Genomic DNA, 10,944 nt, shown 5'->3' on the forward strand with positions numbered 1-10,944 from the left:
AGGACCCCCTTCTCGTGGATCTTCCCCGACATCTTCGTCTCGCGCTCGATGTTCAGGACGCCCGCCTTGCCCGCGTACACGGTGGCGGTGATCCTCGACGGCTTCCCGAAGCTGTGGTCCCCGAGGTCGAGGACCGCCAGCCCGTTCACCTGCCCGACCCGCTCCCCCCGGGTTTCGAGGAGGATCGTCCCCTCGGCCGCCAGCTGCCGCATGCGGTCCTCCACCAGACTGTTCCTGGAAACCTTGGCCGACAGCGCCTTCCCCACGTGTACGCCGTTGACCGCCGCGGCGCCATCCCGGCTTGCCCAGTAGTGCGCCTCCCGCAGGAGGTTCGATATGTCGCTGAACTTCGTCGACAGCTTCTCCTGGTCCTCCGCCAGCCGGGCGCCGAAATCGACCACGCGCGCCACCCCGCCGGCGTCGAACGGCAGCAGCCCCTCCTCCTTCGCCTTGGTCGCGACGAACGACGCGTAATGGTCCACGCTCTCGTCGGTCCGCTCGATCCGGTGGTCGAAGTCCGCCTTCACCTTGAACAGCTCCCGGTACTCCTCGTCGAGGTTGTAGAGAAGGTAGTAGATCTCCGGGTTCCCGATCAGGACGACCTTCACGTCCAGCGGGATCGGCTCCGGCTTCATCATGGCGGTGGTCACCAGGCGGTACTGCTCCCAGACGTCCTCGATCTTCACCTCCCCGTTCCGGACGGCGCGCTTCAGCGCGTCGTAGGAGAAGATGTTCCGGAGCAGATCCAGGGCCGCGATGACGAGGAACCCCCCGTTCGCCTTGTGGAGCGCCCCGGCCTTGATCATGGAGAAATCCGTGATCGCGGCGCCCATCTGGAACCGGTGCTCGATCCGCCCGAACAGGTTGTAATAGGTCGGATTGCTCTCGAAGACGCAGGGCGCCCCCTCCGCGCCGCCGTTGTTCACGATCACGTTCACCAGGTACCGGGTGAAGTTCGGCTCCTGCCGGGCCACCTTGAGGAACGGAAGCGGCGACGCCGGCTCCTCCCCCCCGCCCTTGAAATCCTCGAGATTCGCCAGGACGTCCTCCTGGACCGCATCGATGTACGAAAGGATCTTTCCGTTCCCCGCGTGCCCGGCGCGGATCTCGTCCAGCCGGTGCCCCAGCACCGACAGCGCCGCGACCCGCTCCAACTGCCCCAGGGCGTCCTTCGCCGCCTTGTCCGCCGCCTTGACCGTGCGGACCACGTCGTCCAGCCGTTCCTGCACCTGTTTCCCGCGCTCGCGGATCTCCCGCTTGCGCCGGTCGTCGAATGCGCCGAACTTCTCCTCGGTGACCGGCTCCCCCGCTTCGTCCACCGCCACGAGGGAGAAGCCGTTGATGGTCGCGTGGACCTTGAACCCCCGGGATTCCGCCTGCGCCTCGAGGCCGGCGAAGAGCTCCTTCTGGCGCTTCTGGAACTCCTCCACGATCCGGCTTTTCTGCTGCTCGTACTCCTTCGACTCGAACACCTTGGGGATCGCCGCCCGCAGGAAATCGACCAGCTGCGACATGTCCCGCTGGAACTCCGCGCCTCGCCCCGGGGCGAGGGAGACCGCGATCGGTTCGGAAGGCTCCCGGAAGTTGAACACGTAGACCCAGTCCCGCGGGGTCGGCGCCGTCGACGCCTTTCGCGAGATGTACGCCCGGACGGCCGCCGTCTTGCCCGTGCCGCTCTCGCCCAGCGCGTAGATGTTGAATCCCAGGCTGCGCATGTCGAGACCGAACTCGATCGCGTCGAGCGCCCGCTGCTGCCCCACGATGCGGGTCAGCGGGGGGATCTCGTCCGTCGTCGTAAACGGGAAGCGCCTCGCGTCGCAGGCGCGACGGAGCTCTTCGGGGGCAAGGGGCCTGGCCATGGAGCCTCCTTCGGAAAAGGTCGCGGGACGCGACTCACCGGATGCGGAAATCCACCCTGCTGTCGGCGAGCTTCTCCTTCTTTTCCGGGGCAAGCGACTTCGGTTCGACGAGAAAGACCCGCGCCGGTTCCACCTTGCCGCCTTCGGTCAACCGGTCGCGCACGCGCGAGGCGCGATCCAGCGCGAGCTGGCGGAGGTCGTCGTTCGTGATCACAATGTGGGTGAGCATGAGCTTCTCCATTTCCGGGACGGGAAGGCTCTTCGCCATCCCGATGATGTTGCGCGGCTTCGGGAACTTCTCCTCCTTGTAGGCGAGCGCCAGGTACTTCGAATATTCCACGGCGTCCACCCGGACGTTGTCCAACGCCGGTACGCCCTGGCCGGCCTTCGCCAGCTCCTTCACCTTCTGAGCGGCGACCTTCCCGCGGAAGATCCCCTGCCGCAACCCCTCCTTGTCCCGGTCGGGGTCGACGTGCCCCTCGATCTCGAGCGTCAGCGCGGGCCGCTCGGTCAGCACCTTGACCAGGTTTCCGATCTTGGCCGCCCCCGGCGCGGGGATCGCGGAGGAACCCGGTCCGAACTCGAGGTACGAGAGCTCCTCGCCTCCCCCGAAGATCGCCCCGAGGAGCGCGAACGGCGATGTGGCCGCCTTGACCAGGAGGTTCCCCAGGATCTTCCAGACGATCCCCCAGACGCTGAACTTCGGATCGTCGATCATCCCCGAAACGGGGAGATCCAGATGGATCTCCCCCTTCCGGTCCTTCAGCAGGGCGACCGCGAGACGCACCGGGAGCTTCGTCGCGTCGGGGCTGTCCACCGACTCACCGAACGTGAACTGGTCGAGGAACACCTTGTTTTCCGCCTCGAGCGCACGCTTCTCGATGTGGTATTTGAGCCCAAGGGAAAGTTTCCCCTTCTGGATGGCGTATCCCGCGAACCGCCCGGAGTACGGCGTGAGCGGGGAGAGCTCCATGTCCCGGAAATCGACCCGGAGATCGAGGAAGAGATCCTTCGACAACGGGTTGAGCTTCCCGACGATCGAAAGCGGCGCGGAGTTCTCCAGCTTTCCCCGGAGGTCGACGTCCGCGCGCGTGTCCTCCTCGGACGACAGGCCGGTCAGACGGCCGCCGATCTCCGCCAGGCTCGCGGAGTAGTTCGGCTTGACGTACCGGTCGCTGAACCGGATCGCGCCCCCCTGCAGCGTCACCGTGTCGATCCGGACCGGAGTCGGCGGCGTTGGGGCCGCTTTGTCGACCGATGACGGGGACGCCGCCGGACGGACGGACGTGTTGTCCATCGCTGCGTTGTCCGAGGAGACGATCCCCTGCACGTTCAGGGTCCCGTCGGGATTCACGACGATCCGCGAGTAGAAGTCCGCGAGAGAGATCTCCCGGATCGCGACCGCCGTCGGGTTGTACCCGACCTGAACGCCCCCGAAATGGAGCGTCGCGAATTTCAGGAACTCCTCTCCCTTCGCCTTGTCGACGGAGGAGAAGTCGTTGACCGAGAACTCCCCCCGGAACGCGGCCCGCGCCGGTTTCCCCTTCGGCGCGTCGATCGACAGGTCCCCTCCCGCGGAGACGCTGCCCCCCGTAAGCAGGATCCGGACCTTGTCCGTGTAATACGGCTGGAACGGCACCAGGGAAACCGATTTCAGCCGCATCTTCGCGGTCAGGGACGGCGGTTCGACCGAGAAGCCTCCCCCCAGCGATACCGCCCCCTCGCCGTTGAGCATCGTGGAAAAGGAGAATTTCCCCTTGCGGTTCCTCTCCGTCGACACGGTGTCCGCCCGCAGCTTCAGGCGGTCCAGAGCGATCCGCACCGCCGGATCCGTTCCCGGGTCCTCCATGCGCAACGCGTTCCCGTCGACGGACACGTTGTCCAGCGTCACGACGAGCGGCTTGTCCGGACCTTCGTCCCGGGAGACTTTGTAGCCGGTCCGCACGTCCAGGGTCCCTCCCTTCACGACCACGGGGACCGACTCCGCGTAGTACGGCGCATATTTGCCCGGCAGGAGCCTGCCGATCGCGACCGACCCGCCCGAGGACAGCGGTTCCAGGGTGAAGTTCGCCTTCAGCTCCACGGTCTCCCGGGAATCGGTCGCGAGGGAAAGCGTCGCCTCCGCCATTTTTCCCGGCTCGGTGCTCAGCCGGTCAACGTCGACCCGGATATCCCCGATGGAGGTGCGAAACGGACTTTTCCGGGAGGCGTCCGTGAACCGCACCTTTCCGCCGGAGAGACGGATGGAGTCTACGGAAACGATCGACCCCCTGCCGCCCTTTCCCGTGTCCTTCGCCGCGACGGCCACTCCGCCGTTTCCGGATCTCCCCTTGCCCGTCTCCGGCACCAGGGAGAGGAGATTCAGGGTCCCGTCCCGGTCGATCGCGGCGTCGATCTCGGGGTCCCGCACCATCAGGTTCGCGAGCCGAACCTCTCCCGCCATGACGTCCGAAGGGGAAACGACCGCCTTGACCATCGGAAGCCGGATCCACGGACGCCGGTCCAAACCCCGGACCACGGCTTCGCGGAGGATCACATCCCCCTGGACCCGGACCGCCGGCGGGCGGTTTTTGTGCTGGACGAATGAGACTTCCGCCTTGACGTCCAGGAACGCGGACGGAACCTCGTAGGGGCGCCGGAACGGCACGTATTCGAGGTAGTGCGGGATCTCGAGGTCCATGAGGTTCACGTCGAAGATCGTTTCGAGGGATTCGCTGAACGGCTTGCTCCTCCCTTTTAACGAAACCGCCTTCCCGTTGACGACCGCGGCGAAGAACGGCTGGATGTAGCGGTCCACGTAGTAGGGAAGGTTCGACAGGAACGGAACCGCAAGGTGGATGCCGCGGACTTCATGGCGGGTGTTCTTCGGCCCGTCGTCGAAGTCCACCTTCCCGTCGACGATCTGGATATTGTTAAAGGAATACTTTAGAGGTTTGGATTCTTTTACTGGTTTTTTCGAGAATTCCTCTATCAAATCAGAGAAGTTGTAGGATCCGTCCCCGCGCCGCGAGATATTCACGTACGGCCGTTGCAGGCGCGCTTCGCCCAGCACCGGGCCGCCCCGGAACACCGACGCAAGCTGGATGTCCAGGAAGATCTCCTCGGCGGAGATCCAGGTGCCCGAAGCGTCGCGCTCCGCGATGGAGAGCCCCCGGATCGAGACCGACAGCGCGAACGGGTCCACCCGGACGGCCGCGACGCTCGACTTCCGGTGAAGCGCGTCCGACAGCGCCCCGGGAAGCACGGATTTCAGTATGGCGGGGAGGATCAGGTAGCCGAGCAGGGCGTAGACCGAAACCGTCGCGACCGCCGCGATCAGCCCGATCCGGTACGACGGCTTCGCACGGAACTCCGACAATCTCCCCACTCCCGGTCACCCCTCCCCTTCCATCGCCGGATCGTACCTGCCGAAGCGCGCCGCTCCGTTCAGCTTCGCCCGGTGCAGGAACGCCGATCGGGCAGCCGGGGCATTCGCCGGATCGCCCTTCCATGCCTTCAGCACCGGGTCCTGCAACGCCCGTCCGTAGGAGAAGCTCAGTTCCCACGGATGCCTTCCCATCGCGTTCATTGCGCTCAGGTGCTCCGTGGCCTGCCGGGGGGTCTGCCCGCCCGACAGGAACACGATCCCCGGGACGGAGGGAGGTACGGCTCCCCTCAAGGTGCGGACGGTGTCCTCCGCCACCCGGCCCACGGGTGCCTGCTCCGGGGACTTCTTGCCGGCAACGATCATGTTCGGTTTCAGGAGGGTGCCCTCGAGCTTCACCCGGTGGGCCGCAAGCTCCGCGTAGACCGTCGAGAGGAGCTCCGCGGTCACTTCCCCGCACCGTTCGATCGTGTGCCCCCCGTCCATCAGGACCTCCGGCTCCACGATGGGGACAAGTCCCGCTTCCTGGCACAGGGCCGCGTACCGCGCGAGGGCGTGCGCATTCGCGACGATGCAGTATCGGGTCGGCATCCCCTCGCCGATGTCGATCACCGCCCGCCACTTCGCGAACCGCGCCCCCAGCTCACGGTACGCCGCGAGGCGTCCCCGAAGCCCATCGAGCCCCTCCGTGACCTTTTCCCCCGGGAATCCCGCAAGCGCCTTCGCGCCTTCGTCGACCTTGATGCCGGGGACGATCCCCTGCGCGGCGAGCAGTTTCGGGAACGGCGTGCCGTCCGACGCCGTCTGCCGCATCGTTTCGTCGTACAAGATCACCCCGCTGATGAATTCGGAGATCCCCGGCGCGGTGAAGAGGATCTCCCGGTACGCCCTGCGGTTTTCCCCGGTGGAAGGGACTCCGATTCCCTGGAAACGCTTCTCGATGGTCGGCGCGCTCTCGTCGGCGGCGAGGATTCCCTTGCCGGGAACGACCAGGGACCTCGCAATGGATTCGAGTTCCTTTATTTCCATCGACGCCACCTCCTGTCCGGCGGTCATTCTTCCAGACCGTGGGATGCGTCCCACCTGCTATATTCTTCCAAGAAAGGTAAAAACGGAACGGGAAATCGGGAGGCCGCGATGGCGGGACGGAGGGACGACCCGGTGCTGGTGTACTCCACCGACCGGGGGCTGGTGTGCCCCCGGTGCCGCGCCCCGATGGCGGAGTGCGCCTGTCGCCGGGATGCGCCCCCGCCCCCGGGCGACGGAGTCGTGCGGGTGCGCCGGGAAACGAAGGGGCGCGGAGGAAAGACGGTCACCACCGTGTCCGGCGTGCCGCTGTCGGAAAACGCCTTGAGGGAGCTTGCCTCCGCGCTCAAGCGGCGGTGCGGCACCGGAGGGACGCTCAAGGACGGCGTCATCGAGATCCAGGGCGACCACCGGGACTCGGTCGTGATCGAGCTCTCGGCACGCGGGTTTCTCGTGAAGAAGGCGGGAGGATGACGGGACGATCCGGGGATGGGGTCGTGGAACCGGAAAAGGAAAGGGCCGGGGGGAAGCCCCCCGGCCCGCAGGAAGATCGGCGGATTCCCCCCGCCGCTATTCGTAGACTCCGGCGCCCGCGAACACGTCCTTCCCCGGGACGCGGTAGATGTAGGTGACCTTCTTTCTGGGTTTCGGATCTCCCGGGTTGGCCCACATGTAGTCGACCCATCCCTCGCCCTTCCCCTTCGCCAGCTCCACGAACTCCACGAAGAGGAGCTTGCCGGGATCGCCCTTGTCCTTCCGGTCGAGCACGTTCTGCCCGATCAGCGCGGGGCTCATCGGATGCGCGAGCATCTTCCCGTCGAGATCCATCAGGAACACGTACGTGTCCTTCCAGACGAATTTCCCGTCCTTCTTGTTGATCTCGGCGATGGCCGCCTCGACTCCCTGGTCGGTGACCATCTTCGCGGCTTCCTTGCTCTTCGCGACGCACTCGTCCTTCGTGCCGCTCTCCGCCATCGCGGCCCCCGCGAGACACAGGGCTGCCGCGATCCCAACGACGGCCAACGTGAATTTCCGCATTCTTCGCCCTCCCGGATCGGTCTTTCGATCTGTAGTTGACGAACGAATCCCCGCTCCCGATTTCCCCCGGACCTCCTCTACCGGATAATGTACCAGAGGATCCGGGAAACGCGTCATCGAGCGGGCGATATTTCCGCATCCCGGCGTTCGATCCGGGCGAAACCGAACGATCCCATCCATTTCAGGATCGTCCCCGGTGACGTCCTTTCGTAACGATTCCGTACATCCGTTCGCCTTTTGCCTTCCGGCAGTACGGAATCGCTTCGGATTCATTTAAAATTCCGCGCGTTTTAAAAACGTTTATCGATAGAACGGTAAAGGGGTTCCGGACCGAACGCTCTTGCAACCGCGAACCGTTGCCGAATTCCGGCCGTTCGCATCCCCCCCCGGCACAGTGGTTGCGGACGGTTTCCACACCATGGCCCCCTGCCCGGGGGACGATGCCGCCATCGACGGAGGATGCATGAAAAAGTCTGTTCCCATCGTCGCGCTCCTCGCCTCCCTCTTCGCACCGCACCCTCTTTCCGCGGCCGGGGATTCCGCCGCGGCCGGGGCTATGGTTCGCCTGTACGGATCCCCGGTGGTGATGGAAAAGGTGTTCGAACCGGCCCGGGACGGCCTTCGCGACTCCCTCGGCGTCGGGCTGTTCCTGGCCGGGATCGGCGAGGCGAACGGGCTGGAGTCGCTGATCAACGGCGAGTGCGAGGCCGCGATGCTGTCATCGCCTCTCGAGGACGCGGTGGCGGAAATGACGCGGTACGGAAGGAGGGAGATCCCGACGGACCTCCGGCGGCACCCCGTCGCGTCGGAACGGGTCTGGGTCATCGTGAATCCGTCGAACCCGGTACGTTCCATCTCCCTCCGGGATCTCGAAGGGATCTACCGCGGCCGGATCACGAACTGGCGGGAACTCGGGGGCCCGGACCTCCGGATCGTGCCGGTGCAGCCTCCGTCCGGCACGGCCGCCCGAAAGACGCTGATCCGCGACCTCCTTGCGGGGAACCCGGACGCGATACGGGGGATCGAAACGCAAGGCGCGAAGGACACGGCGAATTACGTCCGGTTTCTCGACGGCGCGATCGGTGCGATGCCGATCCCGGACCTCCCGCCGAACTACATGAAATTCCGGATCGTGGAAACGGGGGAGATCCGGTACGGCCTGTACCTGGTCACGCGGGGCGCACCCTCGCCGGAGCTGGGCAGGGTCCTGGATTTCCTCAACGCGGACGCGGAGCGTACGTCCCGGAACTGACGACGGCCCCTCCGAAGTGGTCGCAGATCAGGGCGGCGACCTTCCTCGACAGGAGCAACCCCACGTGGGATGCGCGGACCACGGCGGAGCGGGCTCCTTCCACACGGGTCTCCTCCACGCGGACCACGCCGTCGTGCGGCTTTTCCAGCCCGAACAGTACGCCGGTCCCGATCGGAACGTCCCCCGCGACCACCAGCAGCTCCCGGCTCGGGTTCCACCGCTGCGGTCCCCCGACGATCCCCTCCAGGGCGGATTTCCCGAGGAGCCACCGGCCGGCCCCGACGCGGGACAGTTTCTCCGCCAGCGAGCACCGCCCCATGGGGGATCCGAGCATCGCCACTTTCCCGACCCGGGGAATTTCCCCTTCGAGCAGCATCCTCGCGATGACCACACCGCCGAGGCTGTGCCCCACCAGGTGGACGGTTTCCCCTTCGGTGGCCTCGATGAAGGCGCGCAGCTCGACGATCGCCGCTCCGATTCCGCGGCGCCACGACCGGTAACGGAAGTAGCGCGGGCGGAACCCGGCCTGCGACAGACGTCCCCCGAGCACCCGCATCTCGGCTCCCGTCATCCAGAGTCCGTGCACGAGAACGACCGGATCCCCCGCCGGGCCGCGATCCCTGTTTCCTGTGGTCAATCGCCCTCCAGGGCGCGATTATAACGCATCGCTTGATGGTAGACTGTGCCGATGAGCGGATCCGTCACGCTTCCCCTCTGGGCCGCCCTTCTCTTCGCCGCGCTGGCGATCCTCGGCGCCGTCGACCGACTGCTGGTCCCCGGGGTCCGATGGTTTCTCCGCCGGCGCGTGAACATCGTCCTCGAGGAGATCGGCAAACGCCTCCACCTCGAGATCCGCCCGTTCACCCTCACCAAGCGGCAGGTCCTCATCGACCGCCTGATGTACGACCCGAAGGTCCTTGCGGCGGCGGGAGAGCACGCCCGCGAAACGGGAATCCCGCGCGACGTCGCGGTGGCGGAGGTGGAGCGGTACGCGAGGGAGATCGTCCCGGCGTTCAACGCCTACGCCTACTTCCGGGTGGGATACTGGCTCGCCCGCAGCGCCGCCCGGGCGCTCTACCGGGTTCGGGTGGGATTCACGGACGAGGAGGGACTCTCGCGGGTCGACCCGAAATCCACCGTGGTGTTCGTCATGAACCACCGGAGCAACATGGACTACGTCCTGGTCGCGTATCTGGCCGCCACGCGGACCGCGCTTTCCTACGCCGTCGGGGAGTGGGCGCGGATCTGGCCGCTGCAGACGCTGATCCGGTCCCTGGGCGCCTATTTCATCCGGAGGAATTCGTCGGATCCGCTCTACCGCCTCGTGCTGGAACGGTACGTGGCGATGGCCACCGAGGGCGGCGTCGTCCAGGCGATCTACCCGGAAGGAGGATTGACGAAGGACGGCGCGCTCAAGTCCCCGAAGCTCGGGCTGCTCGACTACATGACCCGGGCGTTCGACCCGGCCGGGGAGAGGGACATCGTCTTCATCCCCGTGGGGATCAACTACGACCGGACGTTCGAGGACAGGACCCAGGTGCTGGCCTTCCAGGGAAACGCGCCCCGGCGCGGGATCGCATTCGTCGCCGCGAAATCCCTGTCGTTCGCGTTCCGGAACTTCTATCTCATGGCGCGCGGGCAATGGTACCGGTTCGGCTACGCGTGCGTGAACTTCGGGTCCCCCGTCTCGATGCGCTCCTTCTGCCGCGACCGGGGGATCGCTCCGGCGACGCTGGCGCGGGAGGACCGTTTCCGGGAGGTTGCGGTCCTCGCCGATACGCTGATGGATGCCGTGGGAAAGGTGATCCCCGTCCTCCCGGTCTCCCTCCTGGCGACCGTCCTCCTCCGGCGTCCCGACGTCCGGCGGAGCGAACTGGAGCTGAAGGCGGAGGCGCTGCGGCTGATCCGGGAGCTCTCCGACGCCGGAGCCCACGTCTACATTCCGAGGAAGGACCAGGATTACGCCGTGACCGTGGGACTTCGCGCCCTCGCCCTTCGCCGGCTGGTCACGGAAGAGGACGGGCTGTACGCGCCTGCGGAAAACGAGATCCCGCTGCTGCGCTACTACGCCAACGCGATCCGCCACCTGCTGCCCGTCCAGGAATGAGAACGGCCCGGGGCCTTGCGGCCCCGGGCCGTCCGTCACCGTTTCCCCAATTTCCGGTCTACGGCTTCCTCTTCCCGGATTTCGCCGGAGCCGCCTTCGCCTTGGCCGGCGCGGCGCCTTCCGGCCAATGGTTCAGGTCGTGCGCGACGTTGTGGCACATTCCGCACTTGGGGAACTTCTTCATCATCGCCGCCGGGTGTTTGCTCCCGTGGCACTGCTGGCACTCGGGGACCGCCTTGTGCCGGTTCTCGTGGCACTTCACGCACGCCACGCTCTTGTGTTTCGTCTCGGTGGCGGA

At 66.2% G+C, this 10,944-nt stretch carries 9 protein-coding genes; 3 read left to right on the plus strand and 6 right to left on the minus strand.

The annotated features are described in order from the left end of the window. From HZB86_11665 to HZB86_11675, 3 genes are all read right to left on the minus strand, one after another. Positions 1 to 1,859: AAA family ATPase (locus tag HZB86_11665; GenBank protein MBI5906179.1), on the minus strand; the 1,859-nt coding region annotated here is incomplete at its 3' end. A gap of 34 nt (positions 1,860 to 1,893) precedes the next feature. Further along, positions 1,894 to 5,217 (minus strand): DUF748 domain-containing protein, encoded by a 3,324-nt coding sequence (locus HZB86_11670; protein MBI5906180.1) that lies wholly within the window; start codon positions 5,215 to 5,217, stop codon positions 1,894 to 1,896. Positions 5,218 to 5,232: 15 nt separating this feature from the next. Then, positions 5,233 to 6,252: a fructose-bisphosphate aldolase class I gene (locus HZB86_11675; GenBank protein MBI5906181.1), complete on the minus strand. Its 1,020-nt coding sequence runs from the start codon at positions 6,250 to 6,252 to the stop codon at positions 5,233 to 5,235. Between the two features lie 108 nt (positions 6,253 to 6,360). Here HZB86_11675 and HZB86_11680 point away from each other — a divergent pair, with 108 nt between their 5' ends. Continuing rightward, complete coding sequence (locus HZB86_11680) at positions 6,361 to 6,723, plus strand: translation initiation factor Sui1 (GenBank protein ID MBI5906182.1); 363 nt, start codon at positions 6,361 to 6,363, stop codon at positions 6,721 to 6,723. 96 nt (positions 6,724 to 6,819) lie between these two features. On the opposite strand, the gene HZB86_11685 is transcribed toward HZB86_11680, so the two are convergent. Beyond that, on the minus strand, positions 6,820 to 7,287 hold the full coding sequence (locus HZB86_11685; GenBank protein ID MBI5906183.1) for a cache domain-containing protein: 468 nt from the start codon (positions 7,285 to 7,287) through the stop codon (positions 6,820 to 6,822). Between the two features lie 463 nt (positions 7,288 to 7,750). Between HZB86_11685 and HZB86_11690 the strand changes: the two genes are divergently transcribed. After that, positions 7,751 to 8,539, plus strand: a complete 789-nt coding sequence (locus HZB86_11690; GenBank protein ID MBI5906184.1) for a substrate-binding domain-containing protein — start codon at positions 7,751 to 7,753, stop codon at positions 8,537 to 8,539. Here the strand turns inward: HZB86_11690 and HZB86_11695 are convergent. Further along, a complete protein-coding gene (locus HZB86_11695; GenBank protein MBI5906185.1) occupies positions 8,505 to 9,176 on the minus strand; it encodes an alpha/beta hydrolase in 672 nt (223 codons plus the stop codon). The two genes, HZB86_11690 and HZB86_11695, sit on opposite strands and share 35 nt — an antisense overlap. 51 nt (positions 9,177 to 9,227) lie before the next feature. Here HZB86_11695 and HZB86_11700 point away from each other — a divergent pair, with 51 nt between their 5' ends. Continuing rightward, a complete protein-coding gene (locus tag HZB86_11700; GenBank protein MBI5906186.1) occupies positions 9,228 to 10,646 on the plus strand; it encodes a 1-acyl-sn-glycerol-3-phosphate acyltransferase in 1,419 nt (472 codons plus the stop codon). A gap of 58 nt (positions 10,647 to 10,704) precedes the next feature. On the opposite strand, the gene HZB86_11705 is transcribed toward HZB86_11700, so the two are convergent. After that, complete coding sequence (locus HZB86_11705; GenBank protein ID MBI5906187.1) at positions 10,705 to 10,917, minus strand: hypothetical protein; 213 nt, start codon at positions 10,915 to 10,917, stop codon at positions 10,705 to 10,707. Positions 10,918 to 10,944: the final 27 nt, after the last annotated feature.

It is taken from the genome of Deltaproteobacteria bacterium (assembly GCA_016234845.1).
In the GTDB taxonomy this organism is placed as follows: Bacteria; Desulfobacterota; Deferrimicrobia; order Deferrimicrobiales; family Deferrimicrobiaceae; genus JACRNP01.

What these genes read in the sequence shown, in the direction of transcription:
- HZB86_11675 (MBI5906181.1), bottom strand. Translation starts at nt 6,252, where the DNA reads ATGGAAATAAAGGAACTCGAATCCATTGCGAGGTCCCTGGTCGTTCCC.
- HZB86_11680 (MBI5906182.1), top strand. Translation starts at nt 6,361, where the DNA reads ATGGCGGGACGGAGGGACGACCCGGTGCTGGTGTACTCCACCGACCGG.
- HZB86_11685 (MBI5906183.1), bottom strand. Translation starts at nt 7,287, where the DNA reads ATGCGGAAATTCACGTTGGCCGTCGTTGGGATCGCGGCAGCCCTGTGT.
- HZB86_11690 (MBI5906184.1), top strand. Translation starts at nt 7,751, where the DNA reads ATGAAAAAGTCTGTTCCCATCGTCGCGCTCCTCGCCTCCCTCTTCGCA.
- HZB86_11700 (MBI5906186.1), top strand. Translation starts at nt 9,228, where the DNA reads ATGAGCGGATCCGTCACGCTTCCCCTCTGGGCCGCCCTTCTCTTCGCC.